Here is a 24,799-nt window from a genome sequence, read left to right as displayed (position 1 = left end):
ATAAAAAAGGCGCTTCATGCGCCTTTTTTAGCCTTTTAATTTAAACAGGAATACGCAGCACTTGGCCTGGGAAAATATCATCTGCATCTTTCAACAACGGACGATTGGCCTCAAAAATTTTATTATACTGGTTGGCATCGCCATAAAATGCTTTGGAAATTTTCGATAAGTTATCCCCCGATTTAACTGTGTAGAACTTACTTTCAGGTTCAGGGCTAGCTACAGTGAGTTGATCATCGACTTGTGCCACATGGTCAATATTACCGACGGCTAAAACAATCTTTTCTTTATCGGCTTGGGTCTGAACTTGCCCTTTCACGGTCGCCAAATCCGTGGTGGAGTTATAGCTGACTGAAAGTCCCGTCACAGATAAGCCCAATGCTTTGATATGACCCAATAACTTGTTGGCAATTTCTTGAGCCGATGGCTCTGCTGGTGTGCTTGGTGCGGCTTGAGGCTCGGCTGCTGCTGTGTTCTTCTTACCAATGCCTTTAACAAAATCAAAAAGACCCATGTGTATGCTCCATCTTGTTATATCGGTGTTGTTATATTGAATGCTCAAAAATGAGACACCCTTTTTTATACCCAAAAAAGACAACAGATTTGGTAGCGAATAGTCCTCTTAAAGTAAAACTTTGTAAGTTACCCGAGTAAATAAAAGATTTTAAAGGTGGGTTAGGCGCTTTGCGTTTTTTGAAAGGCATAAAAAAGCCACCCAAGTGGGTGGCTTTTTCATTCAGCAAAGCTGAAACAATATGTATTAACCTAGTTTCTTAGAAACATAGTCAATCGCAGATTGTACAGTTGTGATTTCGTTAGAATCTTCATCTGGGATTGTGATGTCAAAGTCGTTTTCGAAAGACATAACAAGCTCAACAAGGTCTAAAGAGTCAGCACCTAAGTCATCCATGAAAGATGCTTCGTTTTTGATTTCTTCAGCCTTAAGACCAAGTTGTTCTGCAACTGCTTGCTTGATGCGTTGTTCGATATCGCTCACAGGAATTCTCCTCATTGCTTGTGGCGTTTTTAATGCCGTTAGTTTAATTGAATCTTTAAAATTTTGAAAGTTTATCCATCAGCCAATTAGCTCATGTATAGACCACCATTTACATGCATTACCGTACCAGTAATGTAATTTGCTTTGTCTGATGCCAAGAAGCTCACCGCATTTGCAATATCTTGTGGATCACCTAAACGGTTCAAGGCCACTTGATCGCTCATTTTTTTACGGATGTCTTCGCTTAATTGCTCAGTCATTTCTGTTGCAATAAAACCAGGCGCCACTGAGTTTACAGTGATTTGACGGCTGCCCATTTCTTTTGCAAGGCTACGGCTAAATGCTTCAATACCAGCTTTCGCTGCTGAATAGTTGGCCTGACCTGGGTTGGCAAAATGCGCAACCACAGAACTAATATTAATAATTCGTCCAAAACGCGCTTTGGTCATACCTTTTAAAACACGTTTCGACAAACGGTAAACTGCTTTTAAATGGATATTTAAAATGTCATCCCAGTCATCTTCTGACATACGAAGTAACAAATTATCTTTGGTAATCCCAGCATTGTTCACCAAAACCAACACAGGGCCATAGTTTTGTTCAATGTCAGTTACAAGCGCATCAATGGCAGCACCATCACGAACATCGAGCACTTTACCTGCACCGTGTTCACCGAAGCTTGCAGCAAGTTTTTCTGCACCTGACTCAGATGTCGCAGTACCCACAACAAAATAACCGTCTTGAATAAGTTGCTGAGCGATGGCAGCACCAATCCCTCGACTTGCACCTGTCACGAGTGCAATTTTGCGTTCCTGTGTCATGCAATTTTTCCTTCAGCCACTAAAATGGCATTTAGTGCATCTTCCAAGCGTGATTTACTATCGAGTGGAAATGCTTTTTCAATATTAGGTAGACGTTTTGCCAAGTTTGCCAAAACATTGCCTGGACCACACTCTGCAACATATTGGATCCCTTGATCCTGAATAAACTGCATGGTTTTGGTCCACTGTACAGACTCATATAACTGAGCTGTAAGTGCTTGACGGACTTGTGCTACATCTGTAGCAATTTCCGCGCCCACATTTTGTATTACAGGTATGCTAGGCAGCTCAATGGCAGTTTGTTCCAAAGCTTGTGCGAACTGTTCTGCAGCTGGCTTCATCAATGAACAATGCGATGGAACAGAAACTGGGAGTGCAATCGCTTTGCCGCTGTTTTCTTTGGCTAAAGCCATGACTGCTTCAACTGCTGCTTTTTCACCCGCAATGACCACTTGACCTTGAGCATTGTAGTTAGCCGCTTCAACCGAACCCTCAGCCTGACTCGAAACCTGTTGGCATAAAGCAACAACTTGCGCATCGTCCAAACCTAAGATGGCCGCCATTGCGCCCTTTCCTTGCGGTACAGCACTTTGCATGAGTTTGCCACGTAAGTTTACCAACTTGGCTGCATCGCCTAAGCTTAGGCTTCCTGCTGCAACCAATGCACTGTACTCACCGAGTGAATGTCCCGCCAAATACTTGGGTACAACACCACCGAGTTCTAACCATACACGCCACAAGGCAATGCTGGCAGTCAACAACACAGGTTGGGTAAATTCAGTTTGGTCTAAACCTTCGCCAGATTGTGCAATGTGCCACAAATCGAATCCAACCGCTTTAGAGGCTTCTGCAAATGTTGCTTCAACACTGGCAAATTGTTCTGCCAATTCAGCCAACATACCAACCTTTTGTGAACCCTGACCGGGAAATACAAAAGCTGTCTTTGTTGCCTGAGCGACTTGATCAAGTTGTTTCGCAGACATAAAAAAGTCCTTTCTTGTCTTTGCTCTCGTTTATGGAGCGAAAATTTAACACTTAATTTAGGTCGATGTAATTGCCAAATACAACAAAAACCAGCGCATTAAAATTTAGAAATAAAAAAAGGGAGCTTTACGCTCCCATTTTTTTCACTAAGCTTTACGCTCAATGCTTCGACAATTATTCAGCAGATGCTTTAGCGAATAATTGACGACCACGGTAGATACCATCTTTAGATACATGGTGACGACGGTGAATCTCGCCAGTAGCTTGGTCTACAGTTAATGCATTCTCGGTTAAAGCGTCATGTGAACGGCGCATGTCACGGCGAGAGCGACTTTTACGGTTTTGCTGAACGGCCATGATGGCTCCTTACAAATCGAAAAATATGGATCAGAACAAATTCAGTTGTCTTATACAGAAGAGTATAACACAAAAATTAGTTAAGTTTACCCTTCAAACCTGCCAAAACATCAAACGGATTATCCCGCTTTTCTTCAACAAGTTCTTCAACGGCAGGTTGGTGCTTATGTTCACAAGCGTCATGCTTAGCAGACAAAGGCATCAACAATAACAATTCATCTTCTATCAGAGACAGTAAATCAGCCGTCGCAGGCGCATCATAGCTACCTTTTGTCGTTGCTTCACTCTCACCTAAGACGATGAAATCAGCATCCTCATCCAAGCGCTCTATCAGTGACTCATCATCCACTAGAGCTAGATGAAAATCTAAAACGAGTTCAATGTTTACCGTGCCTAAACAGCGCTGGCATTCCATTGGAACATTCGTTTCAACGTGACCATCTAGCCATACAATACGATGATACGCATCCATTGATAGCTTACAGTCTATGTTAATCAATTGATCATCAATTGATCCAACAGCTTCACGAGCAATACGAACAAAGCGAGACAATGGCAGTGTTCCTGCCCATGTAAAGCCTTGTTCGGCCCATTTAAACGGCTCAATCTGTGCCGGAAAGGTATTTGCTGACATAATTAAGGCGGCAATTCTACAAATTCATCAGTACTCTGTCAAAGATTAAGATACAATTTCGTACTTATTTAGACAGACCATTTGGGTAACTTAAGTCATGCATCTGTTGCAGCCGCAAACAGAAGTGAGTATTTCATCACTTGTGAGCACAATTTCAACTGTCAATTCTGACATTTCAAACCGCCAAGCGCAACTCTCGACGTGGAAGAATTTGTGTACAGAAGCAGAACAAGTTGATTGGCTCATCTTACACTTTAATCGTTGGTTTTCCCACCTGAATGTCAACTTGGTTAAAGGTGACTTTGAACCTGAATATTTTCCCGCTACAGACAGCACCCCTGCGCGTATCCAATTTGCCCATGGTTTTTTTAATAGTGCCTTGCATGAAATCAGCCATTGGAGCATTGCAGGAAACAAACGTCGTCTACTCCCCGACTTAGGCTACTGGTATGCACCCGATGGTCGCACAGCGGAACAACAAGCTTTATTTGAACAGGTTGAAATTAAACCGCAAGCCATTGAATGGTTATTTGCCACAGCTTTTGGTCGGAAGTTCCGTGTTTCCTTAGACAATCTGACTGGTGAAGGAGGTGACGGCAACCGCTTTAAAGACCATGTTTTCGCTCAAGTTCAGGCTTATTTTTCAGGCCAAGCCCAATTACCGCGCGATGCGAAACACTTCATTGACTGTATTTGCCTATGTACTCGTGCTGGCAAAACATTACAGAGCGATGAATTTCAAAGAGAAATGCTCGACTAAATTTAGCACGATTCACATTTTGGTCATTGAACATCACCGAGATAAAGCGCGATAATGTTGAAAAAACCATCAGGAGATAAAAACGATGCTTCATTTAAGAGTCCATCCTGATAACCCTCAAGCACGCTCAATCAGCCAAGCAGTAGAACGGATTCGCGCAGGCGATGTGGTGGTGTACCCAACTGATGCCGCTTATGCCATTGGCTGCCAGATTGGGAATAAAAATGCCATGGAGCGGATTGCTCAAATTCGCGGCCTTGGGGCCAAACATCAATATGCCATCATTTGTGCAGATCTGTCCGATATTGCCACTTATGCCAAAGTGGACAATGCTATGTATCGTTTACTGAAAAACAATACACCAGCCGTGACCACCTTCATTTTGCCTGCAACCAGTGAAGTTCCAAAACGCTTGATGCATCCAAAGAAGAAAACCATTGGTTTACGCATTCCAAGTAACCCAGTGTGCCAAATGTTACTCAAAGAGTTAGGCGAGCCGCTACTGACCAGTACCTTAATCCTGCCGAATCAGGAAGAACCGCTGGATGATCCCTATGATATAGAAATGCAACTATCAAAACGAATTGATGTGTTTATCGACAGCGGGCTGGGCACATTAAGCACCACCAGTATTGTCGACTTATCAGGTGATCACCCTGAAGTGATTCGCCGTGGGCTTGGTGATGTTAGTGCATTTGAGTAATGCGCTGCATTTATTCGCTAGGGAAACTGAATCTGACATTCTCAAGAGATCAACATGACCCTATTTACGGTTTTGCTCAATCTCAATCAATTTCCCGTGCAACATAGTTTATATGTGCAGCGTCCTTGGACGCTTGAGTCCGAGACTTTGGTGCAAAACCCGAGTTCAATCAACTGCATTATGCGGGAAGAGAATCTGTATAGCTATTTTCTGCCGATCGCGACCATCCAACAATACTTTAAATATCTTGAACCCAAAAACCTCTGCTTACAGGACAACTGTCAACGCATCATTGAATTTGCTCTACAAGCACCTGAATAAATCTTGAATGAATATTTTCCGTCGCGTCAGCTGATCCATTTCTGCAGACTTTAGACGCATTTTTCTTTCCTACGCGTTCAAATAAATCCACGCATCCATAACAATAAAGTACCTAATCTATGCAGCTTCAGTGTTCACAACCACTGTTATCGCAAATAACCATCTTCATTTTAAAGTGCGGAAAAAACAGCCAAGTCCATTCTTTTGAGTGGTTCATCCTCTGAAGCAGTTTGATACTGTACAGCCAGAACATTAAACGTACTTCACCGTGCATTGACGATGGATCGTCATGGGTATGAAAAACAGCTACAGCATAATCAAATCAATAAGGACAAAAAATGTCGAACCAAGGGAATACAACAATATTAGGCCTATTTGCGGTTTCAACCACTCCAATGCATTCTAGCCAATCCATCGCATTCAGCTTCCAACTATTCAGGTTTCCTCCAAACGCGATCTCTGCTTCGTTTAAATCAAGCCTGTAACAGTCTGTATGAGATGAGAGCCTCATGTCTGAAGCTACAACTCAATCGAAATCCCCAAACATCTAAACCTTTTTATTCCGTAGGTCTTTTCCCTACTCAGCATTTTTGCACATTTTTTCAACACCACAACAAGGAAACTTTTAATAAGGGATTGCATATGAACAAAAATAGACCATTGAACTCAATACCGAAACCACTGACACGCATCCTCACCTTGGTCGCAGCTATTACAGCATCACATGTCGCTTTAGCCGCCGCCGAAGACCAAAGTACTCCACATCAAGCCCTCAATCAGACAGGCTTGGTCTTACCCCAACCCACACCCGCATTTAAAGGGGTGATTAAAGAAACCTTTGAAGGCTCTAAACAAGATTTCCCTCAACCGATAAAAGCATCGAAAGATGCACCCAATGTGGTGGTGATTTTGTTAGATGACTTGGGCTTTGGGCAAGCTGGCACCTTTGGGGGACCTGTGCCGACACCTGAAATGGATGAACTTGCAGATGATGGTGTCATCTTCAATCGTTTTCATACCACAGGGATTAGCTCTCCAACACGTGCAGCGCTTTTAACGGGACAAAACCCACATCAAGTTGGAGCGGGAACCATTACCGAACTTTCAACAGGTTATCCGGGATATAACACGATATGGCCTAAGGAAAGTGCCAGCGTGGCTAGAATCCTTAAAGACAATGGCTATGCCACTGCGGCATTTGGTAAATGGCACAACACCCCTGACTGGGAAACATCCCCAGTTGGTCCCTTTGAACGCTGGCCAACAGGTCTTGGTTTCGAATATTTTTATGGCTTTTTTGGTGGGGAATCGAGCCAATGGGAACCTCAGTTGATCCGCGGGGTGACACCCGTTGAACCCACTAAACGACCAGAGCAAGGCTATAACCTGAATGTTGACTTAGTTGATGATGCAATTGGTTGGATCAATCGTCAAGGCTCAGTCTCTCCAGATAAACCGTATTTTGTCTATATGGCACCCGGTGCCGTCCATGCACCACTGCATGTCAATCAAGAATGGATTGATAAGTTTCAAGGCCAGTTCAACCAAGGTTGGGACAAAGTCCGTGAAGAAACCTTGGCCCGTCAGAAAAAACTTGGTATTGTTCCTAAGAATACCGACTTGACTCCTCGCCCAGACAGTATTCAAGCTTGGGCTGCTCTGAGTGCAGATGAGAAGCGCTTGTTTGCAAAACATCAAGAAGTCTTTGCAGGTTTTCTCGCACAAACAGATCATGAAATGGGACGTTTGATTAAAGCCATCAAGAAACTTCCAGATGCAGACAATACCCTCATTATTTTTATTGCGGGGGATAATGGTGCCAGTGCTGAAGGGACGTTAACGGGTACTATCAATAACCTAATGACTCAAAATGGTTTTCCAGATACCGTTGAAAATCAATTAAAACACATTGATGAAATTGGCGGACCAAAGCACGAAAACCAATATCCTGTCGGTTGGGCATGGGCTGGCTCTTCCCCGTTCCAATGGATGAAACGCGTTCCTTCTCACTTCGGGGGAACACGTAATGGCATGATCGTTTCTTGGCCTGCGAAAATTAAAGCCACGCATGCGATCCATAACCAATTCCATCATGTCTCCGACATCACCCCAACTATTTTAGAAGCAGCCAATATTCCGCAGCCCAACTTAGTAGATGGTGTAAAGCAAACGCCAATGTCTGGCATTAGCATGGCATACAGTTTCAATGATGCAAAAGCCAAAGATCAGCGTCATACCCAATACTTTGAAACGGGTGGACATAGAGCCATCTATCAAGACGGTTGGGTTGCCTTATCCTTCCATGGCGTACCGTGGAAGCTCAGTGGCTCTTTAGGCTTTAAAGATAGTCCATGGGAACTATACAATATCAAACAGGACTTTTCCCAAGCGCATGACCTAGCAGCCAAAGAGCCTCAACGCCTAGCAGAAATGCAGAAACTGTTCGACCAAGAAGCAGGCAAATATGGTGTGTACCCATTAGATGCCCGTTTTGTGGAACGTGCCTTTAATCCAGAACGGCCTTCTTCAGTTCGTGGCCGAAAGCAATTCACCTATTCAGCAGGAACCACGCGTCTACCTGAAGGCAGTGCACCACCCATGTATCAACGCTCACATAGCATTACAGCTGACGTTGTCATTCCTAAAAGCGGTGCCAATGGTGTAATTGTGGCTGAAGGTGGTTCAGGTGGTGGCTTCTCTTTGTATTTGGAAAATGGCATACCTGTATACGAATACAACTTCTTTGTCCAATCGTATTATCGGATTGCTGCCACTAAAGCATTAGCACCGGGTAAACACACCATCGTCGTAGACTATCAACAAACTCCGCGGGAAGGTCGACATGGTATTGGCGGACCCGTGACCATCAGCGTCAATGGCGAAACGGTTGCCCAAGGTCAGGTTGAAAAAGTGGTTCCTTATCGCTTCTCCGCAACTGAAACCTTCGATATCGGTATGGACTTAGGCTCAACCGTTTCACCTCGCTACAATGAAAAAGCGCCGTACCCATTTACAGGTCAAATCGATACCGTCACAATCGATTTAAAAGACTAAATATTTTTAAACACGACGATCTGAGATTGATCAACACCCCAAAATTTGAGACTTCAAAGTCTCTGAAGTTGGAGCAGCACTGAAATACGTTCTTCGTATTTCAGTGCTATTCTTTAAGGTATTCATCCAATGCCTATTTTGTAGGCTGCTTTTGAGATTCATAATGCCGCACTATGCAGCCCCATCTAGCTACTTACAATAAATCGATTATTTTTCAAACCACAGGACTAGGCCCTAAGTCCGTCATGTTCTCTTAAACCCAACCCATTTCTGCAGATTTAGCCACGACATCAGCAGATAAAAAGCATCACACAAATAAATACTCTCTATTTATTTACAGCTTTTTTTGTTATTTGGTCGGTGAAATCATGTATTCATGCCGCAATTTGTTTTACACTAAGCCCTATTAAAATTATGTATTTTTTAAATCGCCTCTACTTTTTCTCCTTAAGTACTGATTCGAAAAAACATAATCATGCCTTTGAAAATTCGCGTGGCCAATAACTGTAATGAATCAATCCGTCCATAATGCCATGGAAGATCTTCCACAAATCCGTGTTATGGATGAGTGGCATGACTCCATCCCCGAGGATTTATATATTCCTCCAGCTGCATTTGAAATTCTTTTAGAGCATTTTGAAGGACCACTCGACTTTCTGATTTACCTGATTCAAAAAAATGGCTTTGACTTATTACAGTTAGATATTGCCCCGATTGCAGCGCAATACCTGTCTTATATGGATGCCATGAAGTCGCTTAACATTGAGCTGACAGCAGACTATATGGTGATGGCCGCGCTCTTGGCTGATTTAAAATCACGTTTGCTGTTGCCAAAAGCACCGAATGCAATCCAAATTGAAAAAGACCCAAAACAAGAGCTGATTGACCGTTTAGAAACTTATCTCCGTATTAAACAAGCGGCTGAACGCTTGGGGCAGATGCCTATATTAGAGCGAGACACCTTCTCAACCAATGTCAGCTTAGGCCAAACTCTGGATAATAATGATGGTCATGATGTACAACAGCTGCGTGATGCACTGTTCTGCGTGTTTAACCGACCTGAGCCGATCACCCATCAAATTGCACAAGAACCAGTTTTACTTGAAGAGCGTATGGCTTTTATTGAAAGCAAAGTCGCTTCAGGTGAAGTTTTAGTTTTTGAATCTTTGCTGCGTCCCATTCAAGGACGTATGGGCATGGTCGTGACGTTTATGGCCATTTTAGAGTTAACCCGTCAGCAACGTATTCAAATTGTAAGTTCAGGTGTTGAAGCACCGCTTTCGATACAAGGAGTCAAAAAATAATGTTAGAACAAACCGCTCCTGTAACGAATGAAGACAACTTGCATGAAGTACTGATGCAGTTAGAAGCGATTATTTTTGCCAGTGATGCGCCTGTTTCACTTGCACGATTGAAAGAATCGTTCCAAAATCAATATAGCAAACAAGATTTACGCCATTTTTTACAACAACTTGCCATGCTACAGCATGGTCGTTCGATTGAACTGATTGAAACTGCTCAAGGTTTTCGTTTTCAAGTTCGAGCAAAATACCGTCAAATTGTTGCACAAACATGGCCAGAGCGACCAACTCGCCTTTCGCCATCGCTACTCGAAATGTTGGCCGTGGTTGCTTATCATCAACCAGTCACTCGAGCAGATATAGAACAAATTCGAGGAGTCTCAAATAACAGTCAACTGTTACGAACGTTATTTGATTGGAACTGGATTAAAGAATCTGGTTTTCGTGAACTCCCAGGAAGACCTGCGTTGTTAGTTACGACGCCCCAATTTTTAAATGCATTTGGCCTAAATTCTTTAGGTCAGTTGCCTCCCCTGCAGGATGCCAAGGAAGCTTTTATGGCGCTCGATGCGAATGCACCGAAGTCGTAAATAGGTGAACTGTTGATGATAATTTCTAAGGTTATGCTGTCATGAGTGAAAAGTTGCAAAAGGTACTCGCACGAGTTGGTTTGGGTTCTCGCCGTTATATGGAAGAAGTCATTGCCGCTGGTCGTGTGAGTGTCAACGGCCAAGTTGCCCAAGTAGGCGAACGTATTGAACCAGGTGATGAGCTTCGCATCGATGGTCGTAAAGTATCGTTCCAAATTGAAGATGAAATTCGTCGTCGTGTTCTGATTTACTATAAACCAGAAGGCGAAATTTGTTCACGTAACGACCCTGAGTCACGTCCAACCGTATTTGATCAATTACCTGCAATCGCGAATGATCGCTGGGTGATGGTGGGTCGTCTGGATATTAACTCAACAGGTCTACTATTGTTCACAAATGATGGCGAACTCGCGAATCGCTTGATGCACCCATCAAATGAAGTTGAACGTGAGTATGCTGTACGTGTTATGGGTGAAGTGACGCCTCAAATTAAGAACAACATGCTCAAAGGTGTGGTGTTAGATGATGGCCCAGCGAAGTTTGAGTCATTCTCTGAAATTGGCGGTGAAGGGATTAACCGCTGGTATCAAGTGGTGGTAAAAGAAGGTCGTAACCGCGAAGTACGTCGTATTTTTGAATCGCAAGGTTTAAAAGTCAGCCGTCTACTCCGTACACGTTATGGCACGGTTATTTTACCACGCGAACTACGTACGGGTCGTTGGATGGAATTGGACAAAAACGACATCGATAACTTAACCAAAGCCGTTGAGCTAAAACCACGTCAAGGCACAGGTTTGTACGGCATGGCAAAACGTCGTACTGAACGTATGCAAGAAAAACCAATGGCTGCACGTCGTGGTGGTTTCTTACGTCAACAGCGCCGTGACAATGAAGATGAAGGCCAACAACAAGCGAAGCCAGCCTTCAATCGTGAACGCCGTGAAAATCCAAATGGACATAGCCAGCGTCGTCAGGACAATGCACAAACAGGTTATGGCCAAAGTGAACCACGCCAAAACTCAGGCTATGCACAACGTGACAGCCGTCCAGAGAACTTTGGCAACAAAGGCACCTATGGTCAACGCGACGCACGTGATGAAAATGCGCCACGTAAACCTTTTGGAAATAAAGGCTTTAAGAAGTTTTAATTTTTAAAGTCAAAATTTGAGCCACTTTCGAGTGGCTCTTTTTATATGTGTTTACGATGCAATAATCGCTTTCTATTCTTTAACACGAACAAGCTGCAAACCCCTCATAAAAAACGCCCAATCTATTGAGCGTTTTTATTATTACAACAACAGCCACCCATTCATGACACACTTTGCGGAATAGCACTAAGTAAGCGTTTGGTATATTCATGCTGTGGTGACTGGTACAAATCATCTGAATTGGCTATTTCCACCAAATCACCATGATTCATGACCATGATTTGATCTGAAATATATTTCACCACTGATAAATCATGTGAAATAAAGATATAACTCAGTCCAAATTCATCCTGTAAATCTTGCAGCAAATTCAGTACTTGGGCTTGTACCGAAACATCCAACGCTGAAACAGACTCATCACAAATCAAAATTTCAGGTTTTAAGGTTAGGCAGCGCGCAATCGCAATACGTTGACGCTGTCCGCCTGAAAACTCATGTGGATAACGATAAAAAGCCTGTGCAGGTAAGCTCACGCGTTCTAACAAGTCCAAAGCCATCTGTTTGCGTTCAGCATCATTCGCTCCGATCCCATGCACTTGCATCGGCTCCATTAAAATCTGCCCGACAGTAAAACGAGGATTGAGTGATGCATAGGGATTTTGGAAAATGATTTGAATCTTGCGTTGATACCGAGCAAACTCTTTTTCTGACATGGCTAAAATATCTTGACCTTCAAACAGCGCTTTTCCTCCTGTCGCCTCCTGTAAACGCATCAGCAATAATCCGATGGTCGTTTTCCCCGAACCAGACTCACCCACCAAGCCCAAAGTCTTGCCTTTTGCCAGTTGAAAACTCACGCCTTTGACCGCTTGAAATTCCTCTTTTCCGAATAGTCCTTTACGACTATAAAATGACTTTTTAAGGTCACGCACATCTAAAATAACCGCTTCTTGGCCAGTTAAGCCGCGAGATCTTTGTTGAAGTGACTCGACATCGACGCTATGCGTTTCAATATAGTCATCGCCCTTTTGTTGCATAAAGTCACTGATCATCGGCAAACGCATGGGACGTTTAGATAGTTGTGGACGGCAGTGCAACAACGCTTTGGTATAGACATCTTGAGGACGTTCAAGTACATCTTTAACCCAGCCTTGTTCACGAATTTGACCATGCCGCATCACGATTACCTGATCGGCAATTTCCCCGACCAAAGCCAAATCATGGGTAATAAACAGCATCGACATTTGATGCTTCTTCCGCAAAGACTCCAACAAATCTAAAATTTGCTTTTGAATGGTGACATCCAGCGCTGTCGTCGGTTCATCAGCAATCAATAGTTTGGGTTTACACGCAATTGCCATAGCAATCATGACGCGCTGCTGCTGCCCACCCGACAACTGCCCCGGATAAGCATCAATCTTGGTTTCAGGAGATGGAATCCCAACTTCTATCAAGAGTTCCAAAGCACGTGCACGCGCCTGCTTACGACTCATGCCCAAGTGTAACTGCAAAATTTCTGCAATTTGTGAACCTACCGTAAACACAGGATTCAGTGATGACATCGGCTCTTGAAAAATCATGGCAATATCTTTACCGCACTTTTTCCGCATTTCACGGCGTGGTAAATCGAGTAGGTTTTGTCCCTCAAACAGAATTTTACTGTCCGAAGAAATTTGACTGCTTTCTGTAGGTAATAGCCCCATGGTTGCTAGCGATGTGACCGACTTCCCACTGCCTGACTCCCCAACCAAGGCCACAGTGGTATTCACTGGAATACTAAAACTGATGCCTTTGACTGTTTCAATGTACTGCTTTTCTTCATTTTTAAAGCTGACACGCAAGTTTTCCACCTGAAGTAAGGCTGGCGCTGTCATATGATTAAGTTCAGACATTCTCATGCTCCTATTTCAGTTTCGGGTCTAATGCATCTCGCAGTGCATCGGTAAACATTGAAAATGCAGTGACCAGAACCGCCATTGCTACCGAAGCGGCTGCTAACTGCCACCACTTGCCTAAAATCAACTCACTTTGAGCCTCATTCAGCATACTGCCCCATGACACCACACCGACAGGGACACCAAAACCTAAGAAGCTCAAAATCACTTCTGACTTAATAAAGGCCACCACTAAAATTGACATTTGAACCAGTGCAATATGACTGACATTGGGAAATATATGCACAAAGATGCGTCGGCTATGACTCACTCCAATCGCTTTTGCCGCCAGCACATATTCCCGCGAAGTATGCTTCATATATTCGGCACGAATTAAACGATATACTCCCGTCCACCCCGTTAAACCCAAAATCAAAACAATGGATAAAACGCCTTTTTGTTGTAGTACTGCGGCAATCGCTAAAACCAAGAGCAAATAAGGAATCGAAGTAAAAATGTTATAAAACCAGTTCAAAACATCATCGACCCAGCCACCAAAGTAGCCCGAAATGGCACCTAAAACCGTGCCAATCACGACAGCAAGAAAAGCTGCAACTAAGCCAACAATAATTGATGTTTCTGCACCTTTAATGGTTTTCAGTAAAACACTTTGTCCCCATTTGTCGGCACCTAAAATCAGGCTTTGCTTGAGTTCCGCTTGCTGATCTAGTAAATGACCATCCAACGCTTGGTCAATCGCTTTCATATCTTCGGCTAAAGGATCAACAACCCCATAGTAATCAATAGCACCACCTATACCCTGTTCAGCAGCAATTTCTGCGTTGAGCTCACGAATGACATCTTTTAAAGGATCAACAGGGTTTTCAGGCACAGCCGCTTCGACTTTTTGTGTTTCACTTTGCGTAGCAGGTATCGCAGCTGCACCGATAAACGTAGGCGGTGCATAACTCACAGCGACTTCTTTATTCCAGTCTTTTGCAATCAATCCTGTGGATGACAAAATTAACAGCACCAAATAAAACAGTACGATTAGGAGAGAAAACATCGCGATTCGATCGCGCTTTAAACGGCGCATGGCGAGTTGCCATAGCCCTGTAGATGCTGTTGTAGGTTCAGCAGTATCTGGTTTTCTTTTAGTGAGAACACTGAGCATAATTCACCTACTTCAACTGTACACGTGGATCGACCCATTTATAAATCAAATCGGCAATCAAGTTGAAAAACATCGTTGCGAGAGCAACGTACACAGTAATGGCTTTAATCACAGGAAAATCACTACGCTCTACTGCAATAATTACTTCACGACCAATGCCCGGAATACCAAAGAAACGCTCAATCAAAAATGCACCAATCAGCAAAGCAGGTAAACTTGCCATCACGTCTGTAATAATCGGGATTGAGGCATTACGTAGCACATGCACGCCTAAAATGCGCCGTTCACCCATCCCTTTGGCACGTGCAGTACGAACATAGTCTTGATTGACTTCATCCAAAACAAAACTACGATACAACCTTAAAGTCGGGGCAATACTGACCACCAACATGATCAGAATAGGCAATAAAGCATACTTAAACAGGTTCTCGCTAAAGCTATCACTCCAGCCTTGTACCGGAAACCAACTCAACTGATAGGCAAAGACATACTGAAAAACAATGATATACACCAAGATACTGATCGACATGCCAATCGTACACAGCATCATCACCATACGATCCGTTAAACTGCCGCGCACGGCTGCCACCGCCAAAGCCAAAATAATAGAAATAATGGTTTGTAAGATCGTCAGTGGAATGAGCAAAGTCAGTGAAGGCCCGAGTCGTGTCGTGATAATTTGCGATACCGACTCCCCTGTACTCCAACTTAGCCCATAATCAAATGTCAAAATCTGCTTAATGAAAATCCACAGTTGCACATAATAGGGCTGATCGACCCCAAGCTGCTGTCGGATATTTTCAATCTGTTCAGGGTTCGACATTTTCCCTGCTAAAATATAGGCAGGGTCGCCACCGACCCAGTTAAACAAGAAGAAAATCAGCAACACCACCCCAAGCATGGTCGGGATCATTTGCCAAATTCGACGAATAATATATGCCAGCATAAAAATGCCCCTTATTTCACCCGTTGACCGGTAATTTCATCGAAAAAGGCTTTGTTATCAGGTTCACGACCCAAAAAGTCTTTGACCAATGCTTTGGCAGGTTTTTGACCACCTTGGGACAAAATCGTTTGACGATAGTGCTGCCCCACTTCAGGGTTATTTAAGTTATCACCAAAGGCTGAAAGCATGTCCAATGCCATCACTTCTGACCACATATAGCCGTAATACCCGACTTGATAACCACCCATGATGTGACCAAACTGCCCCGGAAACTCGGTGGTTGGAACATAACCCAAGGCCGTTTCCCCTTCCATTTTCTCCCAAACCTTTAAGGGCTGAACCTCTCGTGCATCACTGCCATGTAGCGCCATGTCATACTGTGCATACAACGTCTGTCGTGCATAATGCAAACCACGCCCATAACTATGAACGGCATTGAGTTTAGTAATCAACGCATCATCCACGCGTGGGCAGTCAGGTTTGCAGTAGTCCGCCACCTTTGACAGAGTCTCTTTGCGTCGTGCCCATTCCTCATACATTTGTGAAGGTGCTTCGACAAAGTCTCGTTCAACCGAAGTTCCTGACTGAGATGAAAAGCGTGTGTTGGATAAAATGCCATGCAACGCATGACCAAACTCATGTACAAAAGTTTCTAACTCATCACTATTTAAACCATTGCGGTTAAAGTTAGTCACCAGTGCTGAAATCGGTTTGCGCCCAGTTAAGCTACTCCCGCCATAAACACCCCACACAGCAGCATGTCCATATTTACCTTTACGTGGAAATTTATCCATATATAAGCCGCCGAGCAGTTGCCCAGTTTTGGCATCGGTCACATCGTAATATTCCACTTCATCTTGCCAAACCTCGACTTTGGCAGGCTTAAACTTGATGCCATACAGGTTTTCAGAAATGGCAAATAGCCAGTCTTGAGAGGCTTGCGTTGGGAAGTATTGACGTAGCTGTTCTTGGTCGACCTGATACTTGGCTTTGCGTAATTTTTCACTCCAATATGCTTCGCTCCAACGCTCAATACGGGCTTGCTCAACAGGAATATTTAAACTTTGCGCTTTAAACTCACGTAGAGTTTGGACTTCCTTTTTCTCTAGGGGAGCTACGGTAGCATGTACATCTGCCAAGAATTTATTCACGGTTTCAGGGTTTTTCACCATACGACTTTGCAATACCCACTCGGCATAACTGGACTTACCAAACAGTTGTGCTAACTCATAACGTAGGTCCATGGCTTGCTTCAGCAGCGCCAGATTTTTCTCGCCACCACGTCGGGTAAATGCAATTTGATAACGCTTACGTGCATCATCGTTATCTGCCAACTCCATAAACGGCCGATAATCGGGATACTCAAAACCGAGTAAATAATTGCCTTTGTCATTTTTCTTTAAGCCATCGATATAACTTTGTGGCAGGCCTTTTAGCTCATCAGGGCTAAATTCGAGTTTTTCAGGATTATCACGGACATTACGCGCATACTCTTGTTCAATTTTTGCCAGTTCATCAAAAATCGCTTTTAAGCGTGCTTGTTTATCTGCTGAAAGCTGTATCCCAGTTTTTTCAAAGCCTTCCAAAATATCTTCACGGAACTTGGCTTCAATTGGATCAGCAATTTTAATTTTCTTAATTTGTTGATATAGCTTTGGATTCTGATACACATCAGTTTGGAATTGGCTAATTTTAATTTCACAATCTTCAGCCGCTTTACGCAGTGCTTCATCAGGGTCAACATTGCTATACAGACCAATCGGGCCGTAAAAATCTTCAAATGATGCAAAAATACGATCCCATTCAGCCAATACAGGCGCTGCTGCCGTTTCGTTTTTAAGGGGCTTATTTTCAAACGTTTTAAGTTGCTTTTTCACATCCGCAATTTTGGCATTACACATTGCAGGGATGTCTTTAGCTTGAAAGCTGGGTAATGTTTGGCGCTGTGCTGTTTCCGCCAAAGCCATCTGACTCATTCCTAGGCCCAACATGCACAATGCAGTGAATTTAAAATGTTGCTTTTTCATCATGACTCCAGTTTTGTTTAATTTCTATTTCTTCAAATCAATATCGATATACATCCACTCTGCAGGCAGTATGGGATGCTTTTTAAAACCAATCACCCGCGGTTGTGCCAAGATATTGCGGTAACGCGCACCAATCACCTGCACAGGCATATACACCTCTAGCAGACGCGACATTTTGGCGTAGATTGCATCGCGTTCTGGGCTCGGTATCATCTTTTGGGCTTGTTCATATAGACGGTCATATTCAGGAATTTTGACGCAGCCATTGTTAGTGATCTTGATGTTTTTGCCATAAAACAGCTGCATAAAGTTATCTGCATCTGGGTAGTCTGCAATCCATGCTGATGCTTTAAACATGGTTTTACATTGTTTTTCTAATTTCAAAGCTTCAGCAAAAGGCATCGACTTGGTGGTTATTTTGATTTTGATACTGTCTAAGGTTTTCTTCCAAAACTCGGCCTGTTGTTGACTGCGTAAATTATTGCCCGAAAGCGTCATCTCAATCACCAAAGGTTTCCCATTCGGCTGAGTACGCCAACCATCTGCAGCTACTTTATAGTGATAACGATCTAACAATAAATTTGCCGCTTTGACTGAGTAAGGAATACTGCTTCGATAATTGGGATCATAGCCCACCACACCACTTGGAATCGGTGCTTGCAGTTTTTGCGAATCGCCTTTTTGTAAAATATTGATGTAGTTATCGGCTGAAAACGCCATCGCCATGGCACGGCGCAGAGCAATTTTATCTTTACTTAAGCCGCCGACCACTGGGTTTTGCATATTCCAATAATGATAGTCAATCGAGGGATCGGTGATCCGTGACAGCTGTACGCCTTTTTTAACCAATTCCGGTTTTAGTTTTCCATCTTGCAAGGCTTGAACCGTCAACTCACCATCCAAAGCAAATAGATCCACTTCATCTTTAATAAAGGACAACCAGCGTGATTGCCCCTCTTCCATTACCTGAATATCAATCTCGCCAATTTGCGGCATTTTTTTGCCTTGCATGGCTTTGACGATCTTTTGATCCTCAGGCGTACTGGCCTTAAAGTTCCAAACAAAACTTCGGAAATCAGGGTTGGCCTTTAAAATGATCCGCGAACCCGGCGTCCAACGACTGAGCATATACGGCCCCGTTCCTATTGGATGCCCCATGACAAAACCCGCTTTGTCACGATATTTTTCGATGACTTCCCGTGCAACTGCACCTGCAGGCTGATGCGCAAGCAACATTGGAAAGTTCTGATCAGGGTTGGTCAGGCGAATAACCAAGGTATAACGGTCTGGTGTTTGCAAGCCCGCGACAGGTTGGTCGTAATTGAATTTTCCCGTTTTCTGTGCCTGTTTCAGCAAAGCCTCCATCCCTAAGATTCGCCCATCGAGCAGCCAACTGTTGGGTGAACGCAAGCTCGGATCCAGTAAGCGTTTAAAGGTATACACATAATCAGTCGAGGTCAGCTCACGCTTTTTACCTTTAAACACTGGGTCCGCAGCAAAATAAATCCCCTTTTGCAAACGAATGGTATAGGTCAATCCATCCGCACTCACCTCGGGTAAAGCCGCAGCTGTTCGTGGTACCAATTTCGCAGGTGAGGCTAAATAATCATAGGTAAACAAAGTTTCAAAAATCGAAGCGTTGACATGCGCCGAGTACAAATCATGCACGCCCGCAGGGTCAAAGCCTGTTTCAGCCACAGGAAAAACATAACGTAAAACTTTTTTCGGGTCGGCAGGGCTTTGTGCAAAACTGGAAACTGAACTACTCAGCAGAATGCTGCCTGCCAAAATTCCCAAACCCCATCGTTTCAATTTCTGATTTAGATCTCTCATTATGTTCTACATCTCAATTATTTTTTATGGGCTGAATATCCAAATACTGCCAGTTGGTGTTCATCATCGGATGTGCTTTAAAACCCTGAACTTGTGGATGTAACAACCAATTTCGAATGCGACTGTTATGAATAATCCATGGATTATCAGCCTCAATTTGACGACTGAGTTTTTCATAAAATGGCAAACGCTGAGGTGGTGGGAGTGCCATTGCTTGTGTATAAAGTGCATCATAGGCTTTGGACTGGTAGCAACTGAGATTGCCCTGAGCCGAATTGGGCCCATACAGCAGCTGGGCAAAGTTTTCCCCTTCAGGATAGTCCGCAATCCAAGCCCCACCCCAAATCATGTATTTACATTGCATCGCTGCTTTTAAATTGTCAGCAAAGTTACTCACCACAAAGTCGGCACGCAGACCAATCGCATCTAAATTTTTCTTCCACAGTTCAGATTGAATCACGGAACTGGAACTGTTTTCAGTCATAAACTTAAGCGTTAGAGGCTGACCATTCGGTAGCCGACGGTAACCATCTCCCCCCTTTTTATAACCGAAACGATCCAGTAATTTATTCGCCAAGAGCGGGTTATAGGCCACGCTACTCCGATAATTCGGATTAAAGCCTTGTACCCCCTCAGGCACCAACATCTCCGACTTCACCGCCTGCCCTTTATACAGTTGTTTAATGGCTTCTGCTTGGTTATAAGCTAGACTAATCGCACGTCTTAATGCAACTTTTTCAAGCCCAAAACCGCCCACTGTAGGATCTTGCATATTAAACATGGTATAGGTGATTTCAGCGTCTTTATTGGGGAAATGTTGAATGCCTTGCTTGACCAGTTCAGGTTTGAGTTGTTTGCCATTTAAAGCCCGTGGTACCGCATTGGAAGTCAGTTTGTCAAAATCGAGTTGGCCTGATTTGAACGCGAGCCAGCGTGATTGTTCTTCTTCAATAATACTGACGCTGACTTTGCCAATTTGCGGCATTTTTTTGCCTTGCATTTCTTTAACCAGACGGTTGTCCCAACTCGAACCTGTAGATTTAAAATTCCAAGTAAAACCACGATATTTCGGGTTGGCCACCAGTTCAATACGACTCCGCGGTACATATTTACTCAGTTGATAAGGTCCTGTTCCCACGGGATGCTGCGCGATTCGATCCCCATAAAACTCCACCACTTCCCGCGCTGTTCCACTAAATGTAGCGTAAGCCAAGATATACGGGAAATTATAGTCAGGACGGGTCAATGTGATTTGTAGTGTGTATTTATCGAGGGCTTTTAAACCCGGAATCGCGGCATCATAATTAAACTGGCCTGTTTTCTTGGCTTGAGCAACAGCAGCATCGCCACCGACAATTTTGCCTTCAATAAATGAATAGGTCGGTGAGCGGTTTTTCGGATCCATAATCCGCATCATGGAATAAATATAATCCTGCGCCACCAACTCTCGCGGCTTGCCTTTGAAGGCCGCGTCATCGCTAAAATAAATATTGGGCTGAATTTTTAAGATATAGACTTTGCCCTCTTGTTCTATTTTTGGCATCGACACTGCTGTATTTGGAACCAATTGAGCGGGGCGTGCCAAATAATCGTATTTTAAAAGCGGTTCAAAAATGGCTTGGGCAATACTACCACTATAAAAATTATAGGTTTTAACCGTATCAAAACCATCATCAGGCGCTTCATAAGCGATATTTAATACTTTGTTTGGATCTGCAGGCGACTTTGCATAGGCAGAAAAGCCAAAACCCATCGCAAGGGATAAAGCAGCAAGCTTCAGTTTTTTTGAATTCAAGTTCATACCTATACACATCTTTTTTTTAAGCAAGGTGATCTCATGCCATCCATGTTCAATGTCAGTGTTTTATTTTTCAGACAACACTAACAAAAACTTAAAACATAAACCCATGTTTTATAAATTAAATTTTAATTATCAAAATTTAAAAAACGGTCATGGGCAAATATTCACCTCAGCAACAAAGCGAATATCATGCCACGCCTATTTTTTTATCATTCTAATTTAACATTTTGTAAGAAAAATATATGGATATTAATTAGTTATAAATGAGAGGCTCAACTCACATCGGAACATTTTGCCAATTAGTAGCTATTTTTAAACATTCAGTTTAAATAAACTATTGCACAGATTTAATACACCAATGATTCAAATTCGAACATCTCAAGAAATACAAAAAACCAAATAAAACATCGCAAATATTTATTTATTAAAGATAAATACTGATAATTCAGTATAATTACAAATAAGATTTTGTATTAAAAATTCAAAAAATCACGACTCATTTTTGATCACTTATTATATGAATAATCATTTTATGATTATTTTTTAATCGATTTATAAGTAATTTTTTGCCATTTTAAATTTTTAAATTCTAGAAAAATGAAGATGAGTTACATAAATCCATACAAATAATAAAATAAAACAATATTTTCCAATAACTTAATTCACAGTCTTTTGTCTATCACTGAAAGTTGGCATTTGCCTTGCACTCCCTCAGCACAGCAATACCGCTAAATATAGAAAAAGAAGGGTTGAATTTACGATGCAAAAAAACAAACTTGTTCGATCTATGGGGACCCCAACCATCAGCAAATCAATACTTAAACTAAGTACCCTGACTTTAAGTATGATATGTTTGTCTTTAGCTCATGCAGAAGAAACCGAAAGCTCAGTCTCAGCAGAACCAACTAAAAAAGTTGCTAAAGTGACTGTCACAGGCTCCTCTATCAAAGGAGTTGCAGCTCAAAGTTCTTCACCCATTACCGTCATTAAAGTTGAAGAGCTTGCGCAACAAGGCGTCACAACTGCCGAAGAAGCTTTAACCAAAATCAGTGCCAACCAAGCGGGTTACACAACCGCGCAAAACGTGGGGGCAAGTAATACCTCTGGTTCAACAGCCAACTTACGTGGCCTAGGTCCAGACAAAACCTTAGTATTATTAAACGGCCGCCGTTTGGCTTATAGCCCTTTTAGTACCTCTGAAACCAACCTCAATACGATTCCTCTAGCAATGGTTGAACGCATTGAAGTCCTCCGAGATGGTGCATCCGCGGTATATGGCGCAGATGCCATTGCTGGGGTGATCAACTTCATCACAAAAAAACAATATGAAGGTTTCGGTATCAGCAGCGGTGTACTCAAACCCGAAGAAAAAGGGGGGGAAGAATACGATGTCTCTATCTTTGGTGGCTATGGCGACTTAGACGAACAAGGTTTTAACGTATATGGCGCAATCAGCTACCAAAAGTCTAAAGAAATTATGGCCAAAGACCGTAAAGTTAGCCGTCGTGGTGGGCTTCTACCTGAATTAGGGATCGATGCTGGCTCTGCGAATGGTTTTCCTGCTAACTTCTATGACCCAACCAGTGGTGTATTAGCCAATCCTTACGGTAATGCCAACTGTAATAACACTCCTAATGTCGTTGCGGACGATGGCCTGTGTTTTTTAAACACTCAAGCCTTGATTGGTATTCAACCAGAAACAGAAGACTTATCGGCCCTAGGTCGTGCAACTTTCAAACTCAGTGACCATTTCAACGCCATTGCTGAATATGTATATGCAAAAAATGAAGTCACTACCTCAATCGCACCCGATGTCTATAGTCGATCTGTGACACTTCCCAAAGGAAGCCAATATTATCCAGGTGAAGGTATCACACCTGCTGTTCCCGGTTTAAGTGGTGATCCTTTACAACTCTACCTACGCTCACAAGCAGGTAACCGTGTTTCTAAGACAACCAATGAATCACATCGTATTTTTGCAGGGATTGAAGGTGAAGCATATGGCTGGAACATCGACAGCGGCGTGACCTATGCAAAAGGTAAAGCAAAGGACAGTTTCGTTAGTGGCTATTTAAATCGTAGTCAACTGCAAGAAGGGTTAGATAACGGTACCATTAACCCCTTTGGTCCTTCAGCGGATTCAAGTGTTTGGAATTCATTAGAAGTCAGCGGTACGACCAATGATGCGACCTTAGACTCCACCACCTTTGACTTTACGATCAGCCGTCCAATTTTCACCCTTCCTGCGGGTGACGTGGGTTTTGCCTTCGGCGGTAGCTTTACCACGCAAGACTGGGAAGCAAGGGTAAACTCAGACCTTGTTCGACTTGTCCCAGGTAGTGGCATTGACCCTGACAAACCTATCAGTAAGGGTGACCGTGACATTACAGCCGTTTTCTCAGAGCTACAAATTCCGATTACTTCCACTTTAGAAGCGCAACTTGCAGCACGTTATGATGACTACAGTGACTTTGGCGACACCTTCAACCCGAAAGTGGGTTTACGCTGGGAGCCTTTAAAACAATTAATGTTCCGAAGTACTTACAGTACAGGTTTCCGTGCACCAAGCTTATATGAAATTAATGCGCCGCAAAGCCAAACTTACACGGGGGCAAAATACGATGACCCTGTGCTCTGTCCAGGTGGCGTAGCAACTTCACCGCAATATCAAACAGAATGTAATACCCAGTTTAAGCGTATGCAAGGTGGTAACTCTGAGCTTCAACCCGAAGAATCAACCACATTTACAGCCGGCTTTGTTTTTGAGCCCCTTAAGAACCTAGTCTTAGCAGTCGATTACTACAATATCGAAATCGAAAATCTTATTGGCTTAACGGGTGAAACTTCCATTTTCGAAGATCCAACCAAATATGCAGATCGCTTTGTGCGAGATGCAGACGGCCGTATCCAATACATCAATACCACTTTAATGAATACAGGTGGCATCAAAACTGAAGGGATCGACATTAGCTTAGATTACCTCACTCCTATGACATCAACAGGTCGGTTTGGCTTTGGAATTAATGGAACTTATGTCATCAAAAATGACTACCAAGAAGAAAAAGATGGAGACTGGGAGGGCTTAGTGGGCGTTTATGATGACCCTGCTGTACTGCGCTGGAAACATACCGCAAACATCAACTGGAGCTATGAAGACTGGAAATTGGTCTTTGAACAGCAATTTTTCCGAGGTTATCACGACCAAAATGCAACAGGTGAAGAAGGCTTTGATAACCACAAAGTTCCAGACTATACCCTCTACAACATTGCAGGCACCTATAAAGGTTTCAAAAACTTAACCCTAACGGGTGGCATCAAAAACCTATTTGATGAAGAACCTGCTGCATCGAATGTTCTCGATAACTTCCAATACGGCTATGACCCACGTTACAGCGACCCAACAGGACGTACTTTCTATGTAAGAGGTACATATACGTTCTAAGCGGATCTGAGCCACAGATTGAAGTATTCAAT

General features: G+C 43.1%; 20 protein-coding genes. 8 read left to right on the top strand and 12 right to left on the bottom strand.

Going from position 1 to position 24,799, the window contains the following annotated elements; genetic code table 11:
- Positions 1 to 40: 40 nt before the first annotated feature.
- From lysM to MF4642_RS10200, 6 genes are all read right to left on the bottom strand, one after another.
- Positions 41 to 514, bottom strand: coding sequence for a peptidoglycan-binding protein LysM (gene lysM / locus MF4642_RS10225; RefSeq protein WP_078426155.1), 474 nt, complete (start codon positions 512 to 514; stop codon positions 41 to 43).
- Positions 515 to 760: 246 nt separating this feature from the next.
- Complete coding sequence (acpP, locus tag MF4642_RS10220) at positions 761 to 997, bottom strand: acyl carrier protein (protein ID WP_004695351.1); 237 nt, start codon at positions 995 to 997, stop codon at positions 761 to 763.
- A gap of 86 nt (positions 998 to 1,083) precedes the next feature.
- Positions 1,084 to 1,818, bottom strand: a complete 735-nt coding sequence (gene fabG, locus MF4642_RS10215; RefSeq protein WP_004695350.1) for a 3-oxoacyl-ACP reductase FabG — start codon at positions 1,816 to 1,818, stop codon at positions 1,084 to 1,086.
- The gene (gene fabD, locus MF4642_RS10210; RefSeq protein WP_078426154.1) at positions 1,815 to 2,801 is read right to left on the bottom strand and encodes an ACP S-malonyltransferase; all 987 of its coding nucleotides are present in this window, start codon (positions 2,799 to 2,801) and stop codon (positions 1,815 to 1,817) included. Before fabD ends, fabG begins: the two co-directional genes overlap by 4 nt.
- 175 nt (positions 2,802 to 2,976) lie before the next feature.
- Positions 2,977 to 3,159 carry a 50S ribosomal protein L32 gene (rpmF, locus tag MF4642_RS10205; protein WP_004695348.1) on the bottom strand — a complete coding sequence of 61 codons (183 nt, stop codon included), beginning with the start codon at positions 3,157 to 3,159 and terminating at the stop codon, positions 2,977 to 2,979.
- A 76-nt stretch (positions 3,160 to 3,235) separates the two neighbouring features.
- Positions 3,236 to 3,793: a YceD family protein gene (locus MF4642_RS10200; RefSeq protein ID WP_078426153.1), complete on the bottom strand. Its 558-nt coding sequence runs from the start codon at positions 3,791 to 3,793 to the stop codon at positions 3,236 to 3,238.
- A 97-nt stretch (positions 3,794 to 3,890) separates the two neighbouring features.
- Between MF4642_RS10200 and MF4642_RS10195 the strand changes: the two genes are divergently transcribed.
- From MF4642_RS10195 to rluB, 7 genes are all read left to right on the top strand, one after another.
- A complete protein-coding gene (locus MF4642_RS10195) occupies positions 3,891 to 4,553 on the top strand; it encodes an elongation factor P hydroxylase (protein WP_078426152.1) in 663 nt (220 codons plus the stop codon).
- Between the two features lie 85 nt (positions 4,554 to 4,638).
- Positions 4,639 to 5,256 carry an L-threonylcarbamoyladenylate synthase gene (locus tag MF4642_RS10190; RefSeq protein ID WP_004695345.1) on the top strand — a complete coding sequence of 206 codons (618 nt, stop codon included), beginning with the start codon at positions 4,639 to 4,641 and terminating at the stop codon, positions 5,254 to 5,256.
- 54 nt (positions 5,257 to 5,310) lie between these two features.
- The gene (locus MF4642_RS10185) at positions 5,311 to 5,577 is read left to right on the top strand and encodes a hypothetical protein (protein WP_078426151.1); all 267 of its coding nucleotides are present in this window, start codon (positions 5,311 to 5,313) and stop codon (positions 5,575 to 5,577) included.
- A gap of 642 nt (positions 5,578 to 6,219) precedes the next feature.
- The gene (locus tag MF4642_RS10180) at positions 6,220 to 8,631 is read left to right on the top strand and encodes a sulfatase-like hydrolase/transferase (protein WP_078426150.1); all 2,412 of its coding nucleotides are present in this window, start codon (positions 6,220 to 6,222) and stop codon (positions 8,629 to 8,631) included.
- Positions 8,632 to 9,140: 509 nt separating this feature from the next.
- Positions 9,141 to 9,935 carry a segregation and condensation protein A gene (locus MF4642_RS10175; RefSeq protein ID WP_005400316.1) on the top strand — a complete coding sequence of 265 codons (795 nt, stop codon included), beginning with the start codon at positions 9,141 to 9,143 and terminating at the stop codon, positions 9,933 to 9,935.
- The gene (scpB, locus tag MF4642_RS10170) at positions 9,935 to 10,522 is read left to right on the top strand and encodes an SMC-Scp complex subunit ScpB (RefSeq protein ID WP_078426149.1); all 588 of its coding nucleotides are present in this window, start codon (positions 9,935 to 9,937) and stop codon (positions 10,520 to 10,522) included. Before MF4642_RS10175 ends, scpB begins: the two co-directional genes overlap by 1 nt.
- A gap of 41 nt (positions 10,523 to 10,563) precedes the next feature.
- Positions 10,564 to 11,670: a 23S rRNA pseudouridine(2605) synthase RluB gene (rluB, locus tag MF4642_RS10165; protein WP_078426148.1), complete on the top strand. Its 1,107-nt coding sequence runs from the start codon at positions 10,564 to 10,566 to the stop codon at positions 11,668 to 11,670.
- Positions 11,671 to 11,831: 161 nt separating this feature from the next.
- On the opposite strand, the gene MF4642_RS10160 is transcribed toward rluB, so the two are convergent.
- From MF4642_RS10160 to MF4642_RS10135, 6 genes are read right to left on the bottom strand one after another with little or no spacing between them, the layout of a single operon-like run.
- Positions 11,832 to 13,562, bottom strand: a complete 1,731-nt coding sequence (locus MF4642_RS10160) for an ABC transporter ATP-binding protein (RefSeq protein ID WP_078426147.1) — start codon at positions 13,560 to 13,562, stop codon at positions 11,832 to 11,834.
- 10 nt (positions 13,563 to 13,572) lie between these two features.
- Positions 13,573 to 14,718 carry an ABC transporter permease gene (locus tag MF4642_RS10155; protein WP_078426146.1) on the bottom strand — a complete coding sequence of 382 codons (1,146 nt, stop codon included), beginning with the start codon at positions 14,716 to 14,718 and terminating at the stop codon, positions 13,573 to 13,575.
- Positions 14,719 to 14,725: 7 nt separating this feature from the next.
- Positions 14,726 to 15,664 (bottom strand): ABC transporter permease, encoded by a 939-nt coding sequence (locus MF4642_RS10150; RefSeq protein ID WP_078426145.1) that lies wholly within the window; start codon positions 15,662 to 15,664, stop codon positions 14,726 to 14,728.
- 11 nt (positions 15,665 to 15,675) lie between these two features.
- Positions 15,676 to 17,691 carry a M3 family metallopeptidase gene (locus MF4642_RS10145; protein WP_078426144.1) on the bottom strand — a complete coding sequence of 672 codons (2,016 nt, stop codon included), beginning with the start codon at positions 17,689 to 17,691 and terminating at the stop codon, positions 15,676 to 15,678.
- A 24-nt stretch (positions 17,692 to 17,715) separates the two neighbouring features.
- Positions 17,716 to 19,524, bottom strand: coding sequence for an ABC transporter substrate-binding protein (locus MF4642_RS10140; RefSeq protein ID WP_078426143.1), 1,809 nt, complete (start codon positions 19,522 to 19,524; stop codon positions 17,716 to 17,718).
- A gap of 13 nt (positions 19,525 to 19,537) precedes the next feature.
- Positions 19,538 to 21,325 (bottom strand): ABC transporter substrate-binding protein, encoded by a 1,788-nt coding sequence (locus tag MF4642_RS10135; RefSeq protein ID WP_078426142.1) that lies wholly within the window; start codon positions 21,323 to 21,325, stop codon positions 19,538 to 19,540.
- Between the two features lie 760 nt (positions 21,326 to 22,085).
- Here MF4642_RS10135 and MF4642_RS10130 point away from each other — a divergent pair.
- Positions 22,086 to 24,767: a TonB-dependent receptor gene (locus MF4642_RS10130; RefSeq protein ID WP_078426141.1), complete on the top strand. Its 2,682-nt coding sequence runs from the start codon at positions 22,086 to 22,088 to the stop codon at positions 24,765 to 24,767.
- The last annotated feature ends 32 nt before the right edge of the window (positions 24,768 to 24,799 follow it).

Origin of the sequence: Acinetobacter sp. MF4642 (assembly GCF_002018925.1) — a bacterium.
Classification (GTDB): domain Bacteria; phylum Pseudomonadota; class Gammaproteobacteria; order Pseudomonadales; family Moraxellaceae; genus Acinetobacter; species Acinetobacter johnsonii.
Note: the sequence above shows the minus strand (reverse complement) of the source record. Positions and strands in the feature narration are given on the sequence as shown.